The organism is Halobacillus sp. A5, from assembly GCF_024189315.1.
In the GTDB taxonomy this organism is placed as follows: Bacteria; Bacillota; Bacilli; order Bacillales; family Halobacillaceae; genus Halobacillus_A.
Window position 1 is genome coordinate 377739 of record NZ_JAIZEO010000001.1, and the last position, 24348, is coordinate 402086.

The following is a 24348-nucleotide window of genomic DNA, read 5'->3' on the forward strand; positions in this document are numbered from 1 at the left end:
CCTCTTCCCCTATCTATTATATGGGGGAATTCTTCTTATTTCAAAGTTTTTTTACCATTGCAATAGGTTGCTGAATTATTTTAAGCTGGATAGGCTTTATAAAATTGATTTGTCCGGATGTCTAAAAGATGTGCAATGCAAATGATAAAAAAAGTGGTTTTACCTTAATAAAAATGTAATTGCTTCAAATATCTCTAGTTCGCGTTAATTATTGGAGAATTTATAAATTGACAAATTTCTACACGTTCGTTCAATAACACAATATATAGAAAGTTTTAATGAATTGAGTACAATATATTGATTAAAAATTCGTAAATGTGGTATGTTACTTATAGTTAACTATTTTAGAAGTTACAGGGACATGCCTCAGTAAGCATGATTGAAGGGAGAGGTTTGTATGCAAATGACGTCCACTTCCAATGACGCCAATGCAAAAATTAATGTTGAACGTTTGAACGCTGACATAAGACAATTTAATCAAGTACACGAAATTACACCAGGTATGCATATTACCCACAGTGGTGTATCCAGATTAGTTATGCTGGACCGCTACGCATTTAAGGACACGGAAAAATTAACCTTGGCCGTAGGTGATTTTGTTGTTTTAACTGTAAAAGATGATCCTAAGTTTCCCGCACGCGGATTCGGTTTTATCCAATCCATCGACTGGGAAACACACAAAGCGGTTGTTAAGGTAGAGCCTGATTTCGTTAACGTACTCGATAGTGAAGATGAAAGAGAATCTGGTTTAATTACACGTAATTTAGACACTATAGATAAACCATTAGAAGTTTATTATGAACAGATTGCGCTGCGAAACGCGACTGGATTATCTGCGGTAGAAATAGATGAAGATAAACGCCAACAGAGCTTCGAAGAATTTTACGAAGAGCTCTCAGAATTAAACTTTATTCCAGCAGGACGAGTACTGTACGGAGCAGGGTCAAACACTGATGTTACTTACTTTAACTGCTATGTTATGCCTTACATTCAGGATTCACGGGAAGGCATTTCTGATCACCGTAAACAAGTAATGGAAATTATGTCCCGCGGAGGCGGAGTAGGGACGAATGGTTCAACATTAAGACCAAGAAACACACTTGCCCGCGGAGTAAACGGCAAATCATCAGGTTCTGTATCCTGGCTTGATGATATTGCTAAGCTGACACACCTGGTAGAGCAGGGTGGTTCAAGACGTGGAGCACAGATGATTATGCTCGCTGATTGGCACCCCGATATCGTTGAGTTTATTATTTCAAAGATGCAGAACTCTAGAATTCTACGTTATTTAATAGAAAATACGGAAGATGAGCAAATTAAAGAACTGGCGAAAGAAAAACTTAAATTTACTCCTCTGACTGAAACCGAACGTGATTTGTATCAAAGTGTTGTAAATTATAAAACTATGCCGGGTCAAGGCGGATTTACTGAGAGCGGTATTCGTGAAGCCGAAGAGAAACTTCACACCGGCGGTACGTATACGGTTAATAATCCTGAGTTTCTAACCGGGGCAAACATCTCAGTTTGTATTACCAATGAGTTTATGGAAGCTGTAGAAAATAACGATGACTACCGCCTCCGCTTTCCTGATGTAGAATCCTATACGAAAGAAGAAATGGAGATCTACAACAATGAATGGCAGGAAAGTGGAGACGTACGTGAGTGGGAAGAGAAAGGGCTGGCTGTAAGAACATATCGTACAGTGAAAGCTGCAGAATTATGGAAGCTGGTTAATATATGTGCTACTTATTCAGCTGAGCCGGGTATTTTCTTTATTGACAATGCGAATGAAAAGACAAATGCAAGTGCTTATGGCCAGAAGGTTGTTGCTACAAATCCATGCGGGGAGCAGCCATTAGCTCCATTTTCTGTTTGTAACCTAGCCGCAGTAAATCTGGCGTCTGTGGCAGATAAAGAAGCGAAGCAGGTTGATTTTGATAAGCTTAGGAAAACGGTAGCAACCGGTGTACGTATGCAGGATAACGTTATTGATGCCACACCATATTTCTTGGAAGAAAATAAGAAGCAGGCTCTTGGTGAGCGCCGGGTAGGTTTAGGTGTCATGGGATTGCACGACCTTCTGATCTATTGTGAAACCGAATATGGTTCACAGGAGGGCAACCAGCTCGTAGATGAGATTTTTGGGGTGATTGCCACAACCGCATATCGTTCATCCATTGAGTTAGCAAGAGAAAAAGGCAGCTTTCCTTTCCTCGTAGGTAATACGGAGGAAGAAACAGCACAATTACGTGAAAATTTTGTCAATACAGGATATATGCGGTCTATGCCTGAAGATATTAAAGAAGGTGTACGTCAGTATGGGATTAGAAACTCTCACCTCCTAACTGTCGCACCAACAGGAAGTACAGGCACAATGGTCGGTGTAAGTACAGGTCTCGAGCCTTACTTCTCCTTCTCTTACTACCGCAGCGGACGTTTAGGTAAATTTATCGAAGTTAAAGCCGATATCGTCAAGGAGTATTTAGATAGAAATACAGAGCAGAATCCTGATGAACTGCCAGAATGGTTTATTACGGCTATGACTATGAGTCCTGAAGCTCATGCCGATACACAATGTGTTATCCAGCGCTGGGTTGACAGTTCAATCTCTAAAACAGTTAATGCTCCAAGAGGGTACTCCGTAGAACAAGTAGAGAAAGTATATCAAAGGCTTTACCATGGTGGAGCGAAAGGCGGAACGGTTTACGTTGATGGAAGCCGTGACAGCCAGGTGCTTACATTAAAAGCAGAAGAAAATGCGTTCGATGGGGAACAGACTGAATTCGAATTTGAGGAAGATAAGAAGCCTCATGTCGTACTCATGGATACAGTACACGAGCTTGATAAAACTAATGTAACGATAGGGTCAGAAGTCGGGGATACCTGCCCGGTCTGCCGTAAAGGCACAGTGGAAGACATTGGTGGTTGTAATACGTGTACAAACTGTAATGCTCAGTTGAAATGCGGGTTATAATAAAGGAGAATGGACACTTGTGTAAAGCAAGTGTCCATTTTACGCCTGCGCGTTTTCTTGTCATCATAGGGAAACTAGTGTATCATTTTCATGAAAAGGTCTACAGACCACTAGCTGTATTGGGGGTTCATCATGCCGACGCCAAGTATGGAAGATTATATTGAACAAATTTACATATTAATTGAAGAGAAGGGTTACGCCCGTGTATCGGACATAGCTGAGAACCTGCAGGTGCACCCTTCTTCTGTTACAAAAATGGTTCAGAAACTGGACCGTGATCAATACTTGAACTATGAAAAATATCGAGGTTTGATCCTTACTCCTAAGGGTAAAAAAGTCGGGAAGAGACTCGTGTACCGTCATGATCTTCTTGAACAGTTCCTGGAAATCATCGGCGTGGATAATGATAAAATTTATGAAGATGTTGAAGGGATTGAGCATCATCTAAGCTGGGACTCGATCGACCGAATCGGCGATCTCGTGCAATATTTTGAAGAAGATAAATCAAGGGTAGCCAGTTTGAGGAAAGTACAACAGAAAAATGAAGATCAAAACAATGAAGAAAACTAGAGGATTTCCCCTTCCTTCAGGCTGTCGTCATCCCGACAGCCTGTTTTTTTATGGTCCAGTAATTATCAAATGAAAAAGTGCCTTGAAAAGCGACAATCCTGCTCAAGCGTCCAAACACTCGCATACTAAACAATACGCATTGAAGCGGGGGAGGTCTCCATACTCAAGAGACGTTTAGCTTATGCGTTTCGTGTTTATCAGGGCACCTGCTTCTTTGTACTTAGGCATAAAGCATAAGTCAAGGTCTTTTTACTTGTACTTTGTTCTATATATTCCGTGTTTCTTCTATATATAACTGTGGGGGGATGCGCGTGAATATTGACGGTGTGTTTTCTGGGGGCGGGGTCAAGGCTCTTGCATTCATTGGGGCTTTAGAAGTTCTTGAAGAGTATGGTTATCATCTTGAAAGATTGGCAGGGACTTCAGCAGGGGCTATAATAGCTTCATTAAAAGCAGCCGGCTATGAAGCAGAGGACTTAAAGGTCATCCTGGATGAGCTCTCCTTTGAGAAGCTTATTGACCAGCCCTTATCTGATCAAATATTTCCTTTTTCGAAATGGCTTTTTTTATATTTTAGAATGGGATTGTACCGGGGGAACCGGTTAGAACAGCTTTTAACTAAGTGGTTAAGTAAAAAAGGTATTCATACCTTTGCTGACCTTCCAGCAGGAAGCTTAAAAGTCGTTTGCTCCGACTTGACGCTTGGGAAAATGGTTGTCTTTCCTGATGATTTAAAAGAAATATATGGGATAGATCCGAAAACGTTTTCGGTTGCTAAAGCGGCTAGGATTAGTGCGAGTCTTCCTTACTTTTTCATGCCTGTCAAGATTCATGGAAAGAAAGGAAAGTCTTTGCTAGTTGACGGAGGTGTACTCAGCAATTTTCCTATCTGGTTATTTGAAAATGAACACGGAAGAAGGAAACGTCCAATAATAGGATTACAGCTGAGCGATCCTCCAGATCAACTTCCTGAGCGCAAGATAAAAAACGCTATACAAATGTTCCAGGCTTTATTCAGCACTATGAAACAGGCTCATGATGCAAGGTACATCTCGACTACAAAAAGCCGTGATATTATTTTTATTCCAGTAAAGGGTGTAGAGACAACGGATTTTTACATTAGTCCGCTCCAGAAGGAGAAGCTACTAACCCTCGGCAGAACTGAAGCAATGAGTTTCTTAAAACGGTGGGCAAAATAATAAAGATCGAGCCTTTATTAAAAAGAGGCACGATCTTTTTTGTTATTCTTATTTCCTTCGATCACTCTTAAGTGAGAGGATTGCTTTCTTTTAGTTTTTTTCTTTTGCAAAGGTGTAGATTTCGATGTAGGGGAAGTGGATGTCTTTGCTGATTTTACAGGTTTAGGAGCTTTATATTTTTGTTTGGATTGCTTAACAGCCTGTTTGTATTTTTTCATTTCATTCCGATTGGCGCCGGAACCCATCCGATTTCGTATGAAGAAGAAATAGATCGCTCCATATATAAGCACTGCGATACCAATCATCATAACAATTGATCTTAGAAAACTGGATGTGTTAGTAAACATTTGAACGCCAACGTAAAAAACGGCAAGTGCAATAAGTGTATAAATGACGGGTGTGACCCAGTTCCTTGACATTATATATTCCTCCTTTATTTGGGTTCAATTAAGGATGGCCTTTCTATTTGTATACCACTTAAGTGCTTATAATTATCACTTTTTTACACATTAATTTGAAACGGTCTTTAATCTAACTCTTTAAATTCTTTCCAAGCCTAGATTATTTATGCATAGAACGAGAGAATTTATACTTTTATTCCTCATTAGCAGTCGTGCATGTTATCTTTTATTTTACCTCAATATGTAAATTTTCACTACCATTTTTGTGCAGGCAGATTGGATGAAAAAAGAGGAAGTTGGAAAATATAACATTGAGGTGATTAGAATGTCAGATGAAAAGAAAGAACAAAGGAAACAAGAGCCGCCACAGAGTGTTCTAGCTAAGGCTTTGACTGTAGGGTTTGTGTCAGGTATACTTTGGAGCGCTCTCGGGGCACTCTCCTACTACTTTCATTTCTCCGAAGTGTCTGCGGCTTCTTTTATTTTCAGGTCTTTTTGGCAGACGAGTTGGACGAGTTCATTTTTAGCAGAAGTTCTGGCTGTAATTATTGTGGGGCTGTTGTCAGTACTTGTTTCGTTTATATACTATATTTCGTTCAAGCGCATAAATGGAATATGGCCCGGAATGATTTTTGGAACAGTATTATTTGCCGCTGTTTTCTTAGGCTTAAATCCAATATTTTCGGCAGTCCCTTCCTGGAATGAGCTTAGCGGAGACTCCTATGTAACAAATATATGTCTTTATATATTGTATGGAGTCTTTATCGGCTATTCTATATCCTATGAATTTCATGAATATAACCAGCAGACGGCAGAGTGATGATATGCTCATAGTATGATAAAATAAAAAAGGATATTCATTTTTGCCAGAGTTAGGTGGTGAGTTTAGGTGAGAAAGCTGTTGCTACTTAATGGTCCCAATTTAAATAGACTGGGACAAAGAGAACCTGATACTTATGGAACTGAGACATTAGATGATGTTATTACTAAAGTGAAAGAAGCCGCGGAAGAAAATAGTTTTGAACTAGTGGATTTTCAATCGAACCATGAAGGCGAACTAATCGATAAGCTGCACGAAACAGAAGGGGAAGTTTCCGGGATAGTCTTTAATCCTGCAGCTTATACGCACACGAGTATAGCCTTGCGGGATGCGATTGCCTCTATTTCGGCTCCGGTTATAGAAGTACACATTTCAAACGTCCACCAGCGTGAAGCGTTTCGTCATCACTCGATGCTTGCTCCGGTATGCGCGGGGCAAGTCGTTGGATTTGGTACAGATGGTTATCGCCTCGCTGCATTAGGACTAATTCAAAAGATAGACTTGGGAGAGGGGAATGGTTGATGTCTAAACTCAGTAAATTGCGTGAAGCGCTTGGAGACCAGGGTGTAGATGGTCTGCTCATCATGTCAGATAAAAACAGAAGGTATATTTCTAATTTTACTGGAAGCTCCGGGGCATTATTAATCACTGAAGACGAAGCGGTATTGATTACCGATTTCCGCTACACTGAGCAGGCTGCTGAACAAGCTGAAGGGTTTAAGGTTATCGAGCATAAAGTTCCTTTACATGAAGCGGTGGCGGCGCAGGCCGGCAAATCTGCCATAGCTAAGCTCGGATTTGAGAAAGAATTGCTTACATATGGTCAATATGATCTTTTTCGCCAGCATGTTAAAGCTGAGCTGGTTCCTACCTCAGGACTCGTTGAAAAATTACGCTTGATTAAGTCAAAAGATGAGATTAGTATATTAAAGGATGCTGTAAAAATAGCTGACAATGCCTTTTCTCATATTCTGAATTACATAAAACCTGGAGTTAAAGAAATTGATATATCAAATGAGCTTGAATTCTATATGAGAAAACACGGAGCTTTGTCTTCGAGCTTCGACATTATTGTTGCCTCAGGCTATAGATCTGCACTGCCCCATGGTGTAGCTTCCGAGAAAGAAATACAGAAGGGTGAACTCGTTACCTTGGACTTTGGTGCGCTTTACAATGGCTATTGCTCCGATATTACCCGAACCGTTGCAGTGGGACAAATTAATTCAGAGTTAGAGGACATATATCAAACTGTTTTACAAGCCCAGTTAAAAGGGATGGCAGGTTTAAAGCCGGGGTTAACAGGGAAAGGAGCAGATGCATTAACGCGGGACTATATTAATGCTAAAGGTTATGGTGACTACTTTGGTCATTCAACGGGACATGGAATTGGTCTCGATGTTCACGAAGGTCCTGGGCTTTCCTATCGTTCTGACGTCTTGCTTGAGCCGGGGATGGTCGTCACTGTAGAACCGGGTGTTTATGTTCCAAAGACCGGGGGCTGCCGCATTGAAGATGACACAGTAGTGACTGAGACTGGCAACGAAACCTTGAGCCATTCGCCAAAAGAATTAATAACGCTCTAATAGGAGGAAATACATTATGATTTCAGTTAATGATTTTAAGACAGGGTTAACAATTGAAGTAGATGGAGGGATATGGCAGGTTGTAGAGTTTCAGCATGTAAAGCCTGGAAAAGGCGCGGCCTTTGTACGTTCAAAACTGCGTAATTTACGTAATGGAAATATTCAGGAAAAAACGTTTCGCGCTGGTGAAAAAGTGGAAAAAGCACATATTGAAAATCGAAAAATGCAATATTTATATGGATCTAGTGACATGCACGCGTTTATGGACACTGAAACCTATGAGCAGGTAGAACTTCCTACAGCGCAAATTTCAGATAAATTAAACTATTTAATAGAAAATATGGAAGTGCAGATTCAATCATACGAAGCGGAGACTATCGGAGTTGAACTGCCTAACAATGTAGAACTTAAGGTGGTTGAAACAGAACCTGGAATCAAAGGTGATACGGCAAGCGGGGGAACGAAACCTGCTACTCTTGAAACAGGACTTATAGTTCAAGTTCCCTTCTTTATTAATGAAGGCGAAGTTCTAGTTATCAACACATCTGATGGGAAATATGTTTCCCGTGCATAAAAAACAGTTTAACAGAGCAACCCCAACAGGGGTTGCTCTTTTTTTGTGCTCAAGGAAGTAACCAAATTCTAAACTGTAGATCTATTGTTTTGAGGAGTTACATTCAGCTCAGCGCGGACACCCGCATCTTTAGCAAACCGCCTTTTAACATGCAAGAATTCTTCCCTCGAGACGTTTTTCTTTTGTACTCCATGTCTGCCAGGGCGCATGAGGCACTGTTCATGGGTTAATAAACAATCCGATTTGAAAGCTTTAAACTCTACCGGCTGCTATTTTTTTATACTTCCTATCACTAGTCATATCTTTTAAGAGAGCACATACATATAAGGTAAAGCAAGTAAAGGAGACAACCTGTAATGAAAGAAATTGTAAGACTGTTTCCTGAGGTTTATGCTTCTCTGCTGAAGAAATACGTGAGGTGGGACGTCATCCAGGAAGTACGGCTGCGTGTGGGCAAACCGATAGAGATCATCGACAGCAATGGTGTGAAATCTATCACGAATACTGACATATCACTAAAAGATCTATCATTTGTCTTAAATCAAGTCAGTCAGTTTTCTGTTTATAAGTTCAAAGAGGAATTAAGAGAAGGTTACATTACAATCGAAGGGGGGCATCGCATAGGGCTGGCAGGTAAGGCTAATATGCAGCGGAATGAATTAGACACTTTAAGAAATATCACATTCATGAACATTAGAGTTGCGCACGCTCATATTGATAGTTCAAAGCATATACTTCCTTACTTATTCCAAGAGGAGCGATGGATGAACACACTGATAATCGGACCTCCGCATTCCGGTAAAACCACTGTTCTAAGGAATATTTCTAAATGGATTGGCTCGAATAACAGCTTAAGGAAGGCTTCCAAGGTTGGTATTGTAGATGAGAGGTCGGAGTTAGCTGCCTGCCTGGATGGTATTCCTCAAATGGACGTCGGGGCCCGTACAGATGTGATGGATAGTTGTCCTAAAGCTGTCGGCATGATGATGATGATCCGGTCTATGTCTCCGGAAGTTTTAATTGTTGATGAAATAGGAGGGGGCGAGGATGCAGCTGCAGTAAAGGAAGCTGTTCACACAGGTGTACAGGTAATTTGCAGTGTGCACGGACAAAATTTATCGTCAGTGAGCAAGAGAAGAGATGTCGGTCACTTAATTGAGGAGCAGGTCTTTGACCGCTTTGTTCTATTACCCCGGCTGCAGGCAAATTCTCGTTATTTCATAAGTATTTTAGATCAAGATGGAAGAATCATGGAACGAGTGAAAGGGGATGGAAGCGATGGAATGGCTCGGAGCCCTGATCGTTTTAGTCGCCACCACCTGGGTAGGCTTTGATATTGCTTCTAAGTTCAGAAAAAGGCCGGGAGAAATCAGGCAATGGAAAAGCGCCCTTCAAATGATTGAAGCGGAGATGGTCTATAGTCAATCATCATTGTGGGAAGTATGTGAAAAACTTTCACATATACTGCCGCCGCCTGTAAGTTATTTCTTTTCAAGCCTTGTAAAAGAAAAAGAAACTTGTACCGACTTTAGTGTCCTTTGGAGTTCAGAGTTAAGAAAGCATTGGTTTTGGAACGCTATGTCAAAAAGTGATCTTGATATTCTTGTACAGTTTGGAGCAACTATCGGGCAGCATGATTTAGATCAGCAGCAAAAACAAATCAAGTTGACCACACATCATTTAGACTTGCAGCTTAATGAAGCAATTGAAAGCTCGGGGAAACATGAAAGGTTAGCCCGTGGTGTGGGGGTGTTAAGCGGACTGTTAGTCGTATTACTACTTATATGATGAGGGGGAGGGACCGTTGTGTTTCAAGACGCATCCATCCTATTTCAAATTGCTGGCATAGGGATTATTGTAGCCATGTTTCATAGCATTTTGAAACAAATGGGAAAAGAAGAAATCGCTCAAGTCGTAACACTTACAGGGTTTATCATCGTTTTATTTATTGTGCTGCACCGGTTAGCGGATTTATTTCAGCAAATTAAATCGGTTTTTTTATATCAAGGATAGGTCAAAATGGATATTGTGCAGATTGTTTCTCTAGGTCTTGTCGCAAGCTTATTGATTATCTTATTAAAAGAACAAAAATCATCAATAGCCTTCCTTCTTTTAATCTTCACGGTTATATTAATTTTTCTTGCGGTTATTGACCACGTGAAATACATCTTCTCTCTTCTTCAATATATGGCTGAGCAGGCCCAGGTGGAGACGATGTATTTCAAAACGATTTTAAAAATTATCGGCATTGCTTATATTACGGAGTTTGGCTCTCAACTGATTCGTGATGCCGGTTTGAACTCCTTAGCTTCTAAAGTGGAACTCGCAGGCAAGCTGTTTATATTAATGCTGGCCATACCTATTATTACGGCCTTAATTGAAACGATACTTGATTTTATACCTGGTGCCGCCGGGTAAGGATTGAGGTTGCAAATGAAAAAATTAATGCTTTTCATCTTGTTTATTCTTTGTTTAATATCTGTGCCTTCGTTCGCAGAAGCTTCAACATCAACTAATGATGAAGACGTCAGATCACTTATGGACCACATTTCTACAGAAGAATTAGAGCAGAATTACGACCAATTGCATGATCAGTATGGAGAATATATGCCGAAAGTAGATTTTAGTGATTTAAGCAGCTGGAGCGAAGAGGGAGAAGTGCATTCCGGCTGGCTCACGGGGATTGTTTCATTTTTATTTAAGGAACTGTTCTCAAATGGAAAATTACTAGGAGCTCTTTTGTTCCTCACGTTATTCAGCACTTTGCTTCAGGCCATGCAGTCTTCTTTCGAAACAACGATTGTCAGTAAAGTAGCTTACATGGTGATTTATCTCGTTCTAATTGGCTTAGCATTGGAGAGCTTTGGACAAGTCATAGAATATACTCTGGGAGCTATCAACCAAATGAGCAGTTTTATGATAGGGCTTCTTCCCTTGCTGCTGGGAATTATGGCATCGTTCAGTCATTTAATGTCGATTTCTTTTTTCCATCCTATTATTGTGGCACTGGTTCAGTCGAGTGGTCTGCTGGTTAAATATATACTTATTCCGTTATTTGCTTCTTCAGCCCTGCTGCTGATTGTGGGCTCCTTAAACGAAACGTTTAAAGTAGATCAGCTGGCAGAGCTGATGAGAAAAGCAGGAATGGCGATTATGGGAGTGTATCTTACTTTATTTTTAGGGGTTATATCAGTTCAGGGTACTGTTACTGCAGTTCAAGATGGAGTTACGATGAAAACGGCTCGATTTGTAACGGGGAATTTTGTTCCGGTAGTAGGACGGTTATTCACTGATGCAACAGACACAATCCTGGGTGCTTCACTGATTCTCAAAAATACGCTGGGCATCGCAGGTGTAGTTATCCTTTTAGGTATTGCTTTATTCCCTGCCTTAAAAATATTAGCGATTGCCCTCATTTATAAATTAGCGGCTGCCCTGTTGCAGCCGGTAGGCGACGGGCCTGTTGTGATGGCTATGGCCGTAGTCAGTAAGCATATGATGTATATTTTTGCTGCACTGCTGATGGTGTCCATGATGTTTTTTTTAGTCATCGTTATTATGGTTGCCGCCAGTAATATCACTATGATGGTTCGATAAGGTGGATGAATTATGGAGACGTTTATCCAATGGATTACTGAGATAGTTTTGTTTCTTCTTCTGGCTATGATGGCAGATGCCCTGCTGCCATCCGGTCTGATGAAGAAGTATGCAAGATTGGTTTTGTCAATATTATTACTCCTGGTCATTATTGATCCATTATTGGGGTTTCTGAAATTAGATCCCAATCAACTTTTGTATACAGTAGAGAATCAAATGCAGGAAGGATTGGAAGCTGAACATTTGAACGAAGAAATTGAAGAAAAGAAAAATGAAATATTGAATGGACAAGATGCATATACATTACAACAGGTAAAGGACGCAATTGTAAAACAGCTGAAAGAGCCTATCGAGATGAATGAACAGGTAACGATTGAAGAAGCAGATTTAACATTTTTTAAAACGCCGCATTCACTAGAGTCTTTGGACAAGCTCGTTTTATTTGTCTCTTCTACAGAGAGTGGCGATTCTGTAGAAGAAGTTGTGATCTCTGCAGCAGACCAAGAGGAAATAGCTGGATCCCCTCAATTTAACGAGGATTCAATAAGAGAGTCAGCGGCTCAATTGTTGAATCTTAGTGAGGAACAAATTGAAATACGCTGGGAGGAAAGTCATGAGTAATTGGTGGAGTAAGCTGTTAAGTCCTATGTCACAAAAAGAGGGACAGAAGCTCAAACTGAACAAGCCAAAATACTTATTTATTATAGGTTTAGTTGGTGTGTTGTTCATCCTGCTTAGCAACTGGTTTCAAACTCCTGACACCAGCACCCCGCCTCCTTCTCCTAATGAAAGTGCCGCTTCGGAAGAGAAGGAAGAAGAATCAACATTATCAGTAGATCAATTGGAACAGGAATATGAACAACAGCTAAAACCGCTTCTCGAAAATATACAGGGAGTAAGTGAAGTTGAATTAATGATTAATCTTGCAGCGACGGAGGAGAAAGTGTATGACAAAAACTTAATTATAGGAAAACAGACAACGAAAGAAACCGACAAGAATGGAGGGGAAAGAGAGATTGAGGATTATTCGAAGGAACAGCAGTTAGTATTAGTAAGGCAGGGGGATCAGGAAGTGCCGCTGCTTACGAAAACAAATAAACCTAATGTCAGCGGGGTTTTTGTAACAGCAGAAGGAGTCGAACAAATGAAAGTGAAAGAATGGGTGGTCGAGGCTGTTTCACGTGTGCTTGATGTTCCGAGCCACAGGGTTTCAGTACTGCCTAAATCATAGGGAGGGTTTCAATTGGTAAAAAAACAAACAGTGTGGTTGTTAACGATGTTAAGTTTACTTATTGTTCTAAGTGTATATTATATGACCTCGCCTGATAACGGGGAGATGGCATTCATACAAGATGATGAGTGGCAGGATGGAGAGAACGCAGAAGAGGAAGGAGAGCAGGCGTCAGAAGATGTGGTCAACTCCGAAATGGCTGCAGATGAACTCTTTGCTTCCATCCGCCTGGAGAAACAGAACGAAAGAGACCAAAAATCAGAGCAGCTATCTGAGGTTGTAGCTTCAAGTGACTATTCAGCAGAGGAAAAAAATGATGCGATGGAGGAAATAGAAACCCTGCAGGAAACATCTTCTAAAGAATCAATTCTTGAAAATACGATTCGAGCGAGTGTTCCATACGAAGATGTACTTGTCAGGGCAGAAGATGATGTCATTCAAGTTACTGTACAGGCTGAAGAGTTAACAAAGGCTGAAACAAGAGAGATTATGCAGATGGTATCAGACGAGTTTGGCCAAATGCGTGTAGAAGTGAAATTTCAGCCTGCATCATAAATAACGATTATTCCTCTTCTCAATAAGTGAAGAGGATTTTTTGTTTTGATAATTACTGTGAACATGTTGAAATCAACGAAAGTTGCAGGAGAGTGCTTATTTGTCGTAGAATGTTAAAAGGAGTTATTAGTACCAGTCATAAAAGTTATATACATAAAGGGGTGCCCAAACTATGTTAAAAGTTCAAGAAATCCGCGAACTTATTAAATTAATTGATCAATCACAAATCGATGAATTCTCTTATGAAGCAAATGGAACAAAAGTATGTATGAAAAAGAGTGGTGGAAAAGTCGTAACAGAAGCACCTGCCGCGTCTTCACCTGCTCCAAAAGCTAAGCCTGAAGCAGATGAAGAACCTGTCTCCAAAGAAGAAGAACCGCAGACAGAAACTAAGCAGGCTCCAAAAGATCAAAAAGACTATGATAAAGAAATTACATCGCCGATGGTAGGAACATTCTATCAATCGCCATCGCCTGACCAGGATGTATACGTTAAAGTTGGAGACCAGGTGAAAGAGGATTCGGTCGTCTGCATTGTTGAAGCGATGAAATTATTTAATGAGATCGAGGCAGAGGTTTCAGGTGAAGTTGTGGAGATTTTAGTAGAAGATGGCGAACTCGTCGAGTATGGACAACCATTATTTCGAGTGAAGACAGCATAGTCGGGGGGTTAATGTCATGATAAAAAAAGTTTTAATCGCGAACCGTGGTGAAATTGCGGTTCGAATTATTCGTGCTTGTAAAGAAATGGGGATTGAAACGGTAGCTGTGTATTCAGAGGCCGATAAAGAGGCACTTCACGTTCAGATTGCCGACGAAGCCTATTGTGTTGGACCTACCTTAAGTAAAGACAGTTACTTAAATTACACTAATATAATGAGTTTAGCGACACTTACAGGAACAGATGCGATCCACCCTGGGTATGGATTTTTAGCTGAGAACGCAGAATTCGCAGAGATGTGCGAGGAGTGTAATATTACTTTTGTCGGACCTTCTTCATTCGCCATACAAAAAATGGGCACGAAGGATGTAGCAAGAGAAACTATGCGGGAAGCAGGAGTGCCGGTAGTTCCAGGCTCTAAAGGGATCATTAAGGATGCTGAAGAAGGTAAGCAAATAGCTGAACATATTGGATATCCCGTCATCATTAAAGCGACAGCCGGCGGCGGAGGAAAGGGAATCAGGGTCGCCAGAACTCAGGAAGACCTAGAAAAAGGAATCCGTATGACTCAGCAGGAAGCTGAAACAGCTTTTGGCAATCCAGGAGTGTATATTGAAAAATTTATAGAAGACTTCCGTCACGTAGAAATTCAGGTGTTAGCTGACAATCATGGAAACGCTGTTCACTTAGGGGAGAGGGACTGCTCTATTCAACGACGTCTGCAAAAGCTGATAGAAGAAACACCTTCCCCGGCCATTACCCCTGAGATGCGGAAAAAGATGGGTGATGCAGCGGTTAAAGCTGCTCTGGCGGTCAATTACTCAGGAGCAGGAACAGTTGAGTTTATCTTTGACCAAAACGATCAAAAGTTTTATTTTATGGAAATGAACACACGTATTCAAGTCGAACATCCCGTTACAGAAATGGTAACAGGTGTAGACTTAATCAAGGAGCAGCTAAAAGTCGCAAAGAATGAAAAACTGAGTTTTGCGCAAAAGGATATTCAATTTCAAGGATGGGCAATGGAGTGCCGTATAAATGCAGAGGATCCATTTAAAAACTTTATGCCATCAGCGGGTAAAATCGAAATGTATTTACCACCGGGCGGCTTCGGTGTCCGCGTGGATTCGGCGGCATATCCTGGCTATATGATTCCTCCCTACTATGATTCCATGGTTGCCAAGTTAATAACTTATGGTAAAGACCGTCAGGAAGCTGTTCAGAAAATGAAACGCGCTTTGGATGAGTTTGTTGTAGAAGGTGTAAAGACTACCATCCCTTTTCATCAAAGAATGATGGAGCACGAAGTATTTGTTCAAGGAGATTTTAATACGAAATTCCTCGAGAATTATACCGTCATGGAGGATGAATAAATAAGGAGTGGTCATTAATGGATGAAAGACAATTATTAAACGTTACAGAAGGTTCGACTCTTGGTAATGTAGAGATTGCTCCGGAAGTGATTGAAGTAATTGCTGGTATCGCTGTATCAGAAGTGGCGGGTGTCGCAGCGATGAGAGGTAACTTTGCTACAGGTGTAGTAGAGAGACTTGGTAAGAAGAGTCATGGTAAAGGTGTTAAAGTAGAATTAGATGAAGAAGGAATTCTTATAGATGCTTATGTTGTAATGGATTATGGTATATCTATACCTGAAACAGCCCAGAAAATACAGGATAACACCCGTCAGGCTTTAAAGAATATGACGGCTCTTGAAATCAAAGAAATTAACGTTCACGTTGTAGGTGTTCAGATGGAATCAAGAGAGGAAGCAGCAACTGAAGAAGACTAATGATAAAAGGCCAGCAGGGAATCTTCCTGGACTGGTCTTTTATTAATAGTGAATAGCATTTACAATATGAAAATGTTATGATTCTATCGGATATGACATTAAAGGGGAAAAAGATAGATGAAACGACGATTAGCAAGAGAAAAAGCATTCCAAGCTCTTTTCCAACTTGATTCAAGTGATATTACTGCTGAGGAAGCGATTCATCATGTTCTGAATGAACAAAAAGCTGATGAGTTCTTAATGCAGCTCGTAGAAGGAGTTCTCGAACATAAAAGTGAGATCGATTTCTGGATTGAGCAGCATCTGGAAAACTGGACCTTCGCTCGTTTGGCCAGGGTTGAAAAAACGCTGCTTCGTATCGCTGCTTATGAAATTAAATTTAATGAGGAAATCCCGTCACAGGTTGCAATTAACGAAGCCGTAGAGTTAGCGAAAATCTTCGGTGAAGATCAGTCAGGGAAGTTTGTTAATGGTGTTTTATCTAAAATGGTAATGTAGAAAGGAGTTTTCAACATGTCAGCTGAGGTTATATATGGTAAAGAGTTAGCCACTCAGATACGTCAGGAAATGAAAGAGGAGGTAGCCTCTTTAGGAGAAAAAGGCATTTTCCCGAAACTTGTTGTCATCATTGTAGGGGAAGATCCTGCTTCCCAATCTTATGTAAAAGGGAAACAAAGGGCGTCTGAGAACATTGGAATGAAGTCTGAACTGCTGGAACTGTCGGACGATACAACTGAACAGGAACTCCTTGAAACAATTGAGGAGCTGAACAATGATGAGGAAGTTCACGGCATACTTGTTCAGCTTCCGCTTCCGAAACAGATTGATGAACAGAACGTAATTGAAGCAATTGATCCAAAGAAAGATGTAGATGGTTTCCATCCAATCAATGTAGGAAAGCTTATGACGGGTCAGGACACTTTTTATCCATGCACCCCATATGGCATCCTTGTGATGCTAAAGAGAGCAAATATATCTATTGAAGGCAAACAAGTAGTGGTTGTCGGCCGAAGCAACTTAGTCGGGAAACCGGTCGGACAATTATTACTTAACGAAAATGCTACTGTAACCTATTGTCATTCACGGACTAAAAACATGAAGACACTGACTAAACAGGCAGATATCCTGATTGTTGCTGTCGGGAAACCACATATGATCACTGGAGAGGACATTGCAGAAGGGGCAGTTGTCATTGACGTAGGAGTAAATCGTGTGGATGGTAAATTAACTGGAGATGTAGATTTTGAATCTGCCAAAGAGAAGGCCTCCTATATTACGCCTGTGCCAAAAGGAGTCGGCCCAATGACGATTACTATGCTGCTGCACAATACAATTAAAGCAGCCAAGTGGATTCATAATCAGTAAGGGGATATTATAAGTGAAGGACCGATATTTAACTGTTGCTGCACTTACTAAGTATATTAAGAAGAAGCTGTCTTTTGACCCTCACTTAAAAGATGTGTGGCTCAGGGGGGAAATCTCTAACTTTAAACGTCACAGCCGGGGCCATATGTACCTATCTTTAAAGGATGAGACGTCTAGAATACAAGCTGTCATGTTTGCAGGTAATAACCGTTCCCTTCAGTTTTCTCCAGAAAATGGTATGAACGTTTTAGTCCGCGGAGAGATAAATGTGTATGAGCCAATGGGCAGCTATCAGCTCTATATTCAGGATATGCAGCCTGACGGGATTGGCGCACTTTATCTTGCTTTTGAACAGCTGAAAGAAAAACTTCACAAGGAAGGTCTGTTTTCTGAAGAAAGAAAAAAAGTAGTCCCTATGTACCCGAAGCACATCGGTGTAATTACTTCGCCGACCGGAGCAGCTATCCGGGATATTTTAATTACGATTAAACGGCGGTATCCTATAGTGAAAGTCTCTATCCTGCCTGTACTTGTACAAGGTAAATCAGCAGCAGATTCTGTATCAAAAGCAATCGCTTACGCCAACAACAATTTAGATTGTGATGTTTTAATCGTAGGACGGGGTGGAGGATCTTTAGAAGACTTATGGGGATTTAATGAAGAAAAGGTGGCACGGGCAATAGAGCGCTCAGAAATTCCTATTATCTCGGCTGTCGGTCATGAAACGGACACCACTATTAGTGATTTCGTCTCAGATATGAGGGCAGCTACACCAACCGGGGCCGCCGAATTGGCTGTCCCATCTTTAGTAGAGCTGCAAAACCATGTACTTATCTTAACCAATAGACTGCAGAGGGCCATGGATGTAGAGGTTACAGCAGCCTCCAAACAATTAAAGCAGATGGAGAAGTCCTATGCATTTAAGTACCCTGAGCAGTTAATGAAACAGAAGGAACAGGATTTGGACCGCTTGCTTGAACGCTTATCATCTAACCTGATAAATTTAAAAAAGCAGCAGACTGAACGTTTAAACTATTTAAGAAAGCGTCTCTCTCAACAGCATCCGCATACTGAAATTGAATCAAGGCACAAGCAGCTTCAAGAAGTATCCAAGCTTATACAAACGCAATTTGAGTACAAACTTAAAACCAAAAGAGACTATTTTATTTCCCAGCTGGAGAAGTTAACGCTGCTGAACCCATTAGATACAATGAAACGTGGGTATGCCATTCCTTATACTCAAGAAGGACAGGTTATTAAAAGCGTTACTAGTGTATCTAAAGGTGATAAAGTGACAGTTACCTTAAAAAACGGTTCATTGCTGTGTGAAGTCAATGAAGTAAAGGAGGATACAAATGAGTAAGGAACAACAGGAACAGAGTTTTGAACAAGCGATGAGTCAGCTTGAAGAGCTGGTCGAAAAGCTCGAGACAGGAGAAGTTCCTTTAGAAAAAGCTATTCAGTACTATCAGGAGGGGATGAACCTTTCCAAAATCTGCAACGAGAAGTTAAATAAAGTTGAAAAACAAATGCAGCAAATTCTAAATGAACATGGGGAATTTGAACCCTTCGACGTTCAGGAGGAAGATTAGTGGAAAGCTTAAATAATTTCTTAGGTACGTATAAAAGTACAGTAAATACTGCTCTGGAAAACTATATTCTAACCCATACGAATGATGGACGGTTACGGAACGCCATGCTTTACTCGGTAAAGGCTGGCGGGAAAAGGCTGCGTCCTATTTTGCTGCTGGCAACGATGGAAGCTTTTCAAAAGGATCCTGAAAAAGGAATAGCTTCCGCCTGCGCTTTAGAAATGATTCACACTTATTCGCTCATTCATGATGACCTGCCTTCAATGGATAATGATGATTATAGAAGGGGACAACCGACTAATCATCGGGAATTTGATGAAGCTACGGCTATTCTGGCCGGAGATGCTCTGTTAACTTTAAGCTTCAAGGTTATAACTGAAGATGAAAGATTAACTAATGAAGAAAAGGTGTTCATCATAAATAAATTATCAACAGCCAGCGGCCCAAGAGGGATGGTAGACGGGCAGATGCAGGATATGCTTAGTGAAAACCAGACTCTGGCTCTTAATAAGCTCGAAGCGATTCATAAGGATAAGACTGGAGCACTTTTAAAGTTCGCTGTACTTGCCGGGGCATTTTTAGCAAAAGCAGACACTCGCCAGATAGCTGAGATGACAAAGATGGCTGAAGCTCTGGGACTGCTGTTTCAAATTCAGGATGATATATTAGACGTTGTGGGGGATGCGGAAGCTGTCGGGAAGCCGATCGGCAGTGATGCAGGAAATTTTAAGAGTACATATCCTCAGCTTCTAGGTATAGAGGGTGCGGTCAGCCAGAAGAATTACTACGCTGATATATCTCTTGCTTCTCTTGAAGAAGCAGGTGTGAATGGAACAGTTTTATCTGAATTAATAGCATATTTAAGCCGAAGAGACCGATAAGATTTTATAATTGAGGAAGTTTATTGATTGTGATATATTTGATTTACAAAAGGAATGGTGCAGTATCCTAGTCGGTCCTCCGTTCCTGAAGGCGGGCCTAAAAATCCGCCAAAGGGCACATCGATGAAGTTCCTTGTGCCGGCTTGAGGCGCCCAGCCTTGGGTCGGTGCTGGGAGTTAAGGTCGCAGGGCGATCCACAAAGGCATGTGGGCGTTGACCCTGCTTCCGCGGAGGCCCATCTTTGTGAGAGTTTCTCAGCCGGAGGCTCTGATGAAATGGGGTATGAACCTACTTTTATATGGAGTTACATCTGTATAAGTAGCGTAGCCTGCCTTGAGTGGTTTTTGAGGGGATTATAGTCATGGACCTTTCAAGATCTTAGATGGCCACTAAGATTTGAACTGGTAACTATATGAAATCATAACTGCAAAAGAGGCTAAGGAACGGTTAAAGGCTGTCGGGGAAATCCCCTAGGCTGTTCTATGGACGGTGATCGGGAATTATAGTACGGACTGAGTGGTAATCTAGTCCAGCTGTCGGAAACGAAGCTGATTTGGATTTAAAGGGGAACCGCCAGAGTGGTGACACTCGGTATTCAAATGGGAAAACCTACTAGACCTAAGCCGTAATTTTTACTCGATTGACGACCATTCCTTTCCTACATAAGTCGTATAAAAAATATTGAGGTTGAAAATGGACAATAAATTCAGAAAATCTTTAAAGTTTAGTTTTAGTATTGCCGTTATCACTTTTGTGTTAGCGGCTATTTTTTCAATTATCTCAAGCTCTGTAATGAGTGGAGTAGTATGGATAATTGGATTGCTCATTGTCCTCATCATTGTATTTATTGGTGTGATATTCGATATGTTTGGTATTGCGGCAACCGCAGCATCTGAACCTCCTTTTCACGCAATGGCGGCTGAAAAAGTACCAGGTGCAAAAGAGGCTCTGATACTTGTTAGGAATGCAGATCGTTTCGCAAGTTTTTGTAACGACGTAATAGGGGATATATCTGGTATAGTTAGCGGTACTGCTTCCGCAGTAGTGGTAATTCAAATAGCTAACATGCTTGGACACTCTGACGGGTCCAGCATGCAGATCACTCTATCCGTATTATTGACTAGTGTGGTGGCTGCTTTAACAGTAGGAGGAAAAGCAGTAGGAAAGTATTTTGCTGTTCACTCCTCGACAAAAATTATTTTTATAGCCGCACGTATAATAGCATGGATCGAAGCTAACTTAAAAATAAAGATTCTCGCTTCCGCTGCTAAGACTACTCGAAAATCACGTTAAATTTAAGGAGGTCCATTTATGGATCTGTATAAGATTAAAGATCCTTCTTTTTTGAAGGGAATGTCAATTGATCAGCTAAAGGAATTATCTACAGAAGTTAGGAAATTTTTAATTGAGAATTTATCTTCCACCGGAGGTCATTTAGGTGCAAACCTCGGAGTGGTAGAACTGACGCTTGCTCTGCATAAAGTCTATGACAGCCCTAAGGATCGTTTTCTTTTTGACGTGGGACATCAGTCTTACATTCATAAGATACTTACAGGGCGGGCAGAGAAATTCGACACGTTACGTCAGTATCAAGGCCTCTGCGGCTTTCCTAAGCGAAATGAAAGCGAGCATGATGTATGGGAAACAGGTCATAGTTCTACATCATTGTCAGCTGCTATGGGGATGGCTATTGCCAGAGATTTAAATGAAGAAAATCACTCGATCCTTCCAATTATAGGGGATGGAGCGCTGACAGGCGGAATGGCCCTCGAAGCACTAAATCACATTGGTGATGAGAAAAAGAATGTAACCGTTATCTTAAACGATAATGAAATGTCAATCGCAAGGAATGTTGGAGCTCTTCATAGCGCCTTAGGCCGTATGCGCAGTGCCGGAAAGTATAACCGCGCCAAAGATGACCTGGAATGGCTTTTGAAACGGATTCCAGCTGTCGGAGGCAAACTTGCTCAAGCTGCGGAACGACTGAAAGACAGTATGAAGTATTTTGTTGTGCCAGGAATGTTTTTCGAGGAGCTCGGTTTTACTTATTACGGGCCGGTTGACGGACACGACTATCACGACTTATTCGAAAATCTTAATTACGCAAAGAAAACTGAAGGTCCTGTGATTATTCACGTGATCACTCAAAAAGGTAAAGGCTATCATCCAGCTGAATCAGACCAGAAGGATAAGTGGCATGGTGTGGGTCCATATAAGATTGAATCCGGGGAAAAAATTAAAGCTGTGGATGAACCACCTGCATGGAGTGAAGTTATTAGTGATACATTGAGAATTGAAGCAAGGACAAATAAAAGGATCGTAGCTGTTACCCCTGCAATGGTGCTGGGTTCAAAGCTTGAAAAATTTCAGGCTGAGTTCCCGGACAGGCTGTTTGATGTCGGTATCGCAGAACAGCATGCTACTACTTTATCCGCCGGACTTGCTACCCAGGGTATGAAACCGTTCCTGGCTATATATTCAACTTTCTTACAAAGAGGTTATGATCAGGTGATTCACGACGTAGCCCGCCAAAACTTGAATGTCATGTTTGGAATAGATAGAGCCGGCTTAGTCGGTGCTGATGGAGAAACACACCAGGGAGTCTTTGACATAGCTTTTCTACGTACAGTGCCTAATATGGTAGTCATGATGCCGAAAGACGAAAATGAGGGTCAGCATATGGTTCATACAGCCGTAAATTATGATGACGGGCCGATTGCGGTTCGATACCCCCGTGGCAACGGTATAGGTATCCCTATGGAGAAGAAGCTGAAGAAGCTCCCAATTGGAAGCTGGGAAGTACTTGAGGAAGGTTCAGATGCAGTTATTCTTACATTTGGAACGACTATTTCTCTTGCTCTCTCAGCCAGCAGCCGTTTAAGACAAGAGGGAGTTTCTGTCAGGGTAATTAATGCCCGTTTTATTAAGCCGATGGATGAATCAATGCTACATGACATTATGAAAGACAATCTTCCTGTTCTAACTATTGAAGAAGCAGTTCTGCAGGGAGGATTCGGCTCAAGCGTGCTAGAATTCAAAGAAGAAAACAATTATACATCGTGGATTAAACGCCTGGGAGTTCCTGATCGGTTTATTGAACATGGTAGTGTAAGCAAGCTCTGGGAAGAAATAGGGCTCACCGAGGAAAATATTATCAAACAAATTAAAGGAATAACTTTAACTAAACAGCAAAGGGCTTAATTCAAAATGGGAAAAAAAATAAGATTAGATGTACTTCTCGTTGAAAAAGGTTTGATGGAAACTAGAGAGAAAGCCAAGAGGACGATTATGGCGGGACTGGTGTTTCAAGATCAAGTCCGGTTAGATAAACCTGGTGTAAAGGTTGATGAAGACGTAGAAATCACCATTAAAGGCAGGCCGCTTCCTTATGTAAGCCGGGGTGGCCTTAAGCTTGAGAAAGCTCTGAAGGAATTTGAATTAAATATTCATCACAAAACAATGATTGATGTTGGCTCTTCTACTGGAGGATTCACTGACTGCGCCCTTCAAAATGGAGCAGCTTTAAGCTATGCAGTGGATGTAGGCTATAATCAATTGGATTGGAAATTAAGGAATCACAGACAAGTCGTTGTTATGGAACGTACGAACTTTCGTTACCTTACGATAGACGACTTAAAGCACGACCAGCCCGACTTTGCAACAATTGATGTTTCTTTTATTTCCCTTAAAATCATTCTTCCTGTACTTAGTACTTTGTTAAAAGAAGGAAGTGACGTTGTCGCACTGATCAAGCCGCAGTTTGAAGCAGGAAGGGAACAGGTTGGCAGGAAAGGTATTGTAAGAGATCCTGCTATACATGTTTCCGTTATTAATACAATTTTAAATTTCGCTTTACAGCACGGCTTCAAAGTTCAAAATTTAACATTTTCTCCGATTACTGGGGGAGATGGTAATATTGAATTTTTAGCACATTTTCACTTCGGAAAGTTACGGGATCCTCAAGTCTCTTCCGATGATATAGACAGGGTCGTTAGTGACGCGCATTCAACCCACAGAAAATGATAATAATTAATAAAGAGGCTGCACTGGAGCCTCTTTATTAAGGTAAATGAGAACGGGATGGTGAATATGAATAAAGGCCAGCGACATATCAAGATAAGAGAATTGATTACGAATGATGACATTGAAACTCAGGATGAGCTTGTCGACCGTTTAAAAGGCATGGGATATAATGTTACTCAGGCAACGGTATCAAGGGATATTAAAGAACTTCATTTAGTTAAAGTGCCAATGATGGATGGCAGGTATAAATATAGTCTGCCTGCAGACCAGCGCTTTAATCCATTAGAGAAACTCAAGAGGCTGATGATGGATGCTTTTGTCAGTATTGACCGGGCAGGTCACTTCATAATACTCAAAACCCTTCCCGGCAATGCCAATGCAGTTGGTGCGTTAATTGATAATCTTGAATGGGAAGAGATCATGGGTACAATTTGCGGAGATGACACATGTTTAATTATCTGCAGAAGTCAGGAACAAACTGAGGATATAAGTGACCAACTGTTAAATATGTTATAAAACTGAGGTGAGTCCTTT

The 24348-nt window shown here is 41.1% G+C and carries 28 protein-coding genes; 27 read left to right on the top strand and 1 reads right to left on the bottom strand.

Annotated features, from left to right (window positions below):
* The first annotated feature begins 403 nt into the window (after positions 1 to 403).
* The 3 genes from LF822_RS01995 to LF822_RS02005 all read left to right on the top strand — a co-directional run bounded on the left by LF822_RS01995 (position 404) and on the right by LF822_RS02005 (position 4743).
* Complete coding sequence (locus LF822_RS01995) at positions 404 to 2974, top strand: vitamin B12-dependent ribonucleotide reductase (RefSeq protein WP_253923433.1); 2571 nt, start codon at positions 404 to 406, stop codon at positions 2972 to 2974.
* A gap of 132 nt (positions 2975 to 3106) precedes the next feature.
* The gene (gene mntR / locus LF822_RS02000) at positions 3107 to 3544 is read left to right on the top strand and encodes a transcriptional regulator MntR (protein ID WP_253922287.1); all 438 of its coding nucleotides are present in this window, start codon (positions 3107 to 3109) and stop codon (positions 3542 to 3544) included.
* 305 nt (positions 3545 to 3849) lie between these two features.
* On the top strand, positions 3850 to 4743 hold the full coding sequence (locus tag LF822_RS02005; RefSeq protein WP_256521357.1) for a patatin-like phospholipase family protein: 894 nt from the start codon (positions 3850 to 3852) through the stop codon (positions 4741 to 4743).
* A gap of 17 nt (positions 4744 to 4760) precedes the next feature.
* Here LF822_RS02005 and LF822_RS02010 read toward each other — a convergent pair whose 3' ends face one another.
* Positions 4761 to 5162 carry an SA1362 family protein gene (locus LF822_RS02010; RefSeq protein ID WP_253922289.1) on the bottom strand — a complete coding sequence of 134 codons (402 nt, stop codon included), beginning with the start codon at positions 5160 to 5162 and terminating at the stop codon, positions 4761 to 4763.
* 262 nt (positions 5163 to 5424) lie between these two features.
* On the opposite strand from LF822_RS02010, the gene LF822_RS02015 reads away from it, so the two are divergent.
* The 24 genes from LF822_RS02015 to ahrC all read left to right on the top strand — a co-directional run bounded on the left by LF822_RS02015 (position 5425) and on the right by ahrC (position 24330).
* Positions 5425 to 5964, top strand: coding sequence for a YqhR family membrane protein (locus tag LF822_RS02015; RefSeq protein ID WP_253922290.1), 540 nt, complete (start codon positions 5425 to 5427; stop codon positions 5962 to 5964).
* Positions 5965 to 6033: 69 nt separating this feature from the next.
* The gene (aroQ, locus tag LF822_RS02020) at positions 6034 to 6486 is read left to right on the top strand and encodes a type II 3-dehydroquinate dehydratase (RefSeq protein ID WP_253922291.1); all 453 of its coding nucleotides are present in this window, start codon (positions 6034 to 6036) and stop codon (positions 6484 to 6486) included.
* Positions 6486 to 7547, top strand: coding sequence for a M24 family metallopeptidase (locus LF822_RS02025; RefSeq protein ID WP_253922292.1), 1062 nt, complete (start codon positions 6486 to 6488; stop codon positions 7545 to 7547). The genes aroQ and LF822_RS02025 overlap by 1 nt, the downstream gene beginning before the upstream one ends.
* 16 nt (positions 7548 to 7563) lie before the next feature.
* Positions 7564 to 8121 (top strand): elongation factor P, encoded by a 558-nt coding sequence (gene efp, locus LF822_RS02030; RefSeq protein ID WP_253922293.1) that lies wholly within the window; start codon positions 7564 to 7566, stop codon positions 8119 to 8121.
* A gap of 356 nt (positions 8122 to 8477) precedes the next feature.
* A complete protein-coding gene (gene spoIIIAA / locus LF822_RS02035) occupies positions 8478 to 9455 on the top strand; it encodes a stage III sporulation protein AA (protein WP_253922294.1) in 978 nt (325 codons plus the stop codon).
* Positions 9400 to 9909, top strand: a complete 510-nt coding sequence (gene spoIIIAB / locus LF822_RS02040) for a stage III sporulation protein SpoIIIAB (RefSeq protein WP_253922295.1) — start codon at positions 9400 to 9402, stop codon at positions 9907 to 9909. Before spoIIIAA ends, spoIIIAB begins: the two co-directional genes overlap by 56 nt.
* An 18-nt stretch (positions 9910 to 9927) precedes the next feature.
* Complete coding sequence (spoIIIAC, locus tag LF822_RS02045; protein ID WP_253922296.1) at positions 9928 to 10134, top strand: stage III sporulation protein AC; 207 nt, start codon at positions 9928 to 9930, stop codon at positions 10132 to 10134.
* A 6-nt stretch (positions 10135 to 10140) separates the two neighbouring features.
* Positions 10141 to 10539, top strand: coding sequence for a stage III sporulation protein AD (spoIIIAD, locus tag LF822_RS02050; protein ID WP_253922297.1), 399 nt, complete (start codon positions 10141 to 10143; stop codon positions 10537 to 10539).
* A gap of 15 nt (positions 10540 to 10554) precedes the next feature.
* Entirely contained in the window at positions 10555 to 11718 is a 1164-nt protein-coding gene (gene spoIIIAE, locus LF822_RS02055; protein ID WP_253922298.1) for a stage III sporulation protein AE, read from the top strand.
* 12 nt (positions 11719 to 11730) lie between these two features.
* Positions 11731 to 12339: a stage III sporulation protein AF gene (spoIIIAF, locus tag LF822_RS02060; RefSeq protein WP_253922299.1), complete on the top strand. Its 609-nt coding sequence runs from the start codon at positions 11731 to 11733 to the stop codon at positions 12337 to 12339.
* Positions 12332 to 12949 (top strand): stage III sporulation protein AG, encoded by a 618-nt coding sequence (spoIIIAG, locus tag LF822_RS02065; RefSeq protein WP_253922300.1) that lies wholly within the window; start codon positions 12332 to 12334, stop codon positions 12947 to 12949. Before spoIIIAF ends, spoIIIAG begins: the two co-directional genes overlap by 8 nt.
* Before the next feature lie 12 nt (positions 12950 to 12961).
* Positions 12962 to 13504, top strand: coding sequence for a SpoIIIAH-like family protein (locus LF822_RS02070; protein ID WP_253922301.1), 543 nt, complete (start codon positions 12962 to 12964; stop codon positions 13502 to 13504).
* Between the two features lie 172 nt (positions 13505 to 13676).
* On the top strand, positions 13677 to 14165 hold the full coding sequence (accB, locus tag LF822_RS02075; protein WP_253922302.1) for an acetyl-CoA carboxylase biotin carboxyl carrier protein: 489 nt from the start codon (positions 13677 to 13679) through the stop codon (positions 14163 to 14165).
* Positions 14166 to 14181: 16 nt separating this feature from the next.
* Positions 14182 to 15537 carry an acetyl-CoA carboxylase biotin carboxylase subunit gene (accC, locus tag LF822_RS02080; RefSeq protein ID WP_253922303.1) on the top strand — a complete coding sequence of 452 codons (1356 nt, stop codon included), beginning with the start codon at positions 14182 to 14184 and terminating at the stop codon, positions 15535 to 15537.
* Positions 15538 to 15554: 17 nt separating this feature from the next.
* Complete coding sequence (locus tag LF822_RS02085; RefSeq protein WP_253922304.1) at positions 15555 to 15953, top strand: Asp23/Gls24 family envelope stress response protein; 399 nt, start codon at positions 15555 to 15557, stop codon at positions 15951 to 15953.
* A 117-nt stretch (positions 15954 to 16070) separates the two neighbouring features.
* Positions 16071 to 16451 carry a transcription antitermination factor NusB gene (gene nusB, locus LF822_RS02090; protein ID WP_253922305.1) on the top strand — a complete coding sequence of 127 codons (381 nt, stop codon included), beginning with the start codon at positions 16071 to 16073 and terminating at the stop codon, positions 16449 to 16451.
* A gap of 15 nt (positions 16452 to 16466) precedes the next feature.
* Entirely contained in the window at positions 16467 to 17318 is an 852-nt protein-coding gene (gene folD, locus LF822_RS02095) for a bifunctional methylenetetrahydrofolate dehydrogenase/methenyltetrahydrofolate cyclohydrolase FolD (RefSeq protein WP_253922306.1), read from the top strand.
* Positions 17319 to 17331: 13 nt separating this feature from the next.
* Positions 17332 to 18681 (top strand): exodeoxyribonuclease VII large subunit, encoded by a 1350-nt coding sequence (gene xseA / locus LF822_RS02100; protein ID WP_253922307.1) that lies wholly within the window; start codon positions 17332 to 17334, stop codon positions 18679 to 18681.
* Positions 18674 to 18910 (top strand): exodeoxyribonuclease VII small subunit, encoded by a 237-nt coding sequence (locus LF822_RS02105; RefSeq protein ID WP_253922308.1) that lies wholly within the window; start codon positions 18674 to 18676, stop codon positions 18908 to 18910. Before xseA ends, LF822_RS02105 begins: the two co-directional genes overlap by 8 nt.
* Positions 18910 to 19791, top strand: a complete 882-nt coding sequence (locus tag LF822_RS02110) for a polyprenyl synthetase family protein (protein WP_253922309.1) — start codon at positions 18910 to 18912, stop codon at positions 19789 to 19791. Before LF822_RS02105 ends, LF822_RS02110 begins: the two co-directional genes overlap by 1 nt.
* A gap of 693 nt (positions 19792 to 20484) precedes the next feature.
* Positions 20485 to 21084 carry a hypothetical protein gene (locus tag LF822_RS02115; protein ID WP_253922310.1) on the top strand — a complete coding sequence of 200 codons (600 nt, stop codon included), beginning with the start codon at positions 20485 to 20487 and terminating at the stop codon, positions 21082 to 21084.
* A gap of 18 nt (positions 21085 to 21102) precedes the next feature.
* Positions 21103 to 22992 carry a 1-deoxy-D-xylulose-5-phosphate synthase gene (gene dxs / locus LF822_RS02120; protein WP_253922311.1) on the top strand — a complete coding sequence of 630 codons (1890 nt, stop codon included), beginning with the start codon at positions 21103 to 21105 and terminating at the stop codon, positions 22990 to 22992.
* 6 nt (positions 22993 to 22998) lie between these two features.
* On the top strand, positions 22999 to 23814 hold the full coding sequence (locus tag LF822_RS02125; RefSeq protein WP_253922312.1) for a TlyA family RNA methyltransferase: 816 nt from the start codon (positions 22999 to 23001) through the stop codon (positions 23812 to 23814).
* A gap of 66 nt (positions 23815 to 23880) precedes the next feature.
* A complete protein-coding gene (gene ahrC, locus LF822_RS02130) occupies positions 23881 to 24330 on the top strand; it encodes a transcriptional regulator AhrC/ArgR (RefSeq protein ID WP_101844240.1) in 450 nt (149 codons plus the stop codon).
* Positions 24331 to 24348 lie beyond the last annotated feature (18 nt).

Excerpts from the sequence above, each read along its gene's own strand:
- efp (WP_253922293.1), top strand. The coding sequence starts at position 7,564 with ATGATTTCAGTTAATGATTTTAAGACAGGGTTAACAATTGAAGTAGAT.
- ahrC (WP_101844240.1), top strand. The coding sequence starts at position 23,881 with ATGAATAAAGGCCAGCGACATATCAAGATAAGAGAATTGATTACGAAT.
- nusB (WP_253922305.1), top strand. The coding sequence starts at position 16,071 with ATGAAACGACGATTAGCAAGAGAAAAAGCATTCCAAGCTCTTTTCCAA.
- folD (WP_253922306.1), top strand. The coding sequence starts at position 16,467 with ATGTCAGCTGAGGTTATATATGGTAAAGAGTTAGCCACTCAGATACGT.
- spoIIIAE (WP_253922298.1), top strand. The coding sequence starts at position 10,555 with ATGAAAAAATTAATGCTTTTCATCTTGTTTATTCTTTGTTTAATATCT.
- LF822_RS02115 (WP_253922310.1), top strand. The coding sequence starts at position 20,485 with ATGGACAATAAATTCAGAAAATCTTTAAAGTTTAGTTTTAGTATTGCC.
- LF822_RS02105 (WP_253922308.1), top strand. The coding sequence starts at position 18,674 with ATGAGTAAGGAACAACAGGAACAGAGTTTTGAACAAGCGATGAGTCAG.
- LF822_RS02125 (WP_253922312.1), top strand. The coding sequence starts at position 22,999 with ATGGGAAAAAAAATAAGATTAGATGTACTTCTCGTTGAAAAAGGTTTG.
- LF822_RS02015 (WP_253922290.1), top strand. The coding sequence starts at position 5,425 with ATGAAAAAAGAGGAAGTTGGAAAATATAACATTGAGGTGATTAGAATG.
- LF822_RS02010 (WP_253922289.1), bottom strand. The coding sequence starts at position 5,162 with ATGTCAAGGAACTGGGTCACACCCGTCATTTATACACTTATTGCACTT.
- LF822_RS02025 (WP_253922292.1), top strand. The coding sequence starts at position 6,486 with ATGTCTAAACTCAGTAAATTGCGTGAAGCGCTTGGAGACCAGGGTGTA.
- spoIIIAF (WP_253922299.1), top strand. The coding sequence starts at position 11,731 with ATGGAGACGTTTATCCAATGGATTACTGAGATAGTTTTGTTTCTTCTT.
- spoIIIAD (WP_253922297.1), top strand. The coding sequence starts at position 10,141 with ATGGATATTGTGCAGATTGTTTCTCTAGGTCTTGTCGCAAGCTTATTG.
- LF822_RS01995 (WP_253923433.1), top strand. The coding sequence starts at position 404 with ATGACGTCCACTTCCAATGACGCCAATGCAAAAATTAATGTTGAACGT.
- spoIIIAA (WP_253922294.1), top strand. The coding sequence starts at position 8,478 with ATGAAAGAAATTGTAAGACTGTTTCCTGAGGTTTATGCTTCTCTGCTG.
- accB (WP_253922302.1), top strand. The coding sequence starts at position 13,677 with ATGTTAAAAGTTCAAGAAATCCGCGAACTTATTAAATTAATTGATCAA.
- spoIIIAB (WP_253922295.1), top strand. The coding sequence starts at position 9,400 with ATGGAATGGCTCGGAGCCCTGATCGTTTTAGTCGCCACCACCTGGGTA.
- LF822_RS02085 (WP_253922304.1), top strand. The coding sequence starts at position 15,555 with ATGGATGAAAGACAATTATTAAACGTTACAGAAGGTTCGACTCTTGGT.
- LF822_RS02005 (WP_256521357.1), top strand. The coding sequence starts at position 3,850 with ATGCGCGTGAATATTGACGGTGTGTTTTCTGGGGGCGGGGTCAAGGCT.
- dxs (WP_253922311.1), top strand. The coding sequence starts at position 21,103 with ATGGATCTGTATAAGATTAAAGATCCTTCTTTTTTGAAGGGAATGTCA.
- mntR (WP_253922287.1), top strand. The coding sequence starts at position 3,107 with ATGCCGACGCCAAGTATGGAAGATTATATTGAACAAATTTACATATTA.
- spoIIIAG (WP_253922300.1), top strand. The coding sequence starts at position 12,332 with ATGAGTAATTGGTGGAGTAAGCTGTTAAGTCCTATGTCACAAAAAGAG.
- accC (WP_253922303.1), top strand. The coding sequence starts at position 14,182 with ATGATAAAAAAAGTTTTAATCGCGAACCGTGGTGAAATTGCGGTTCGA.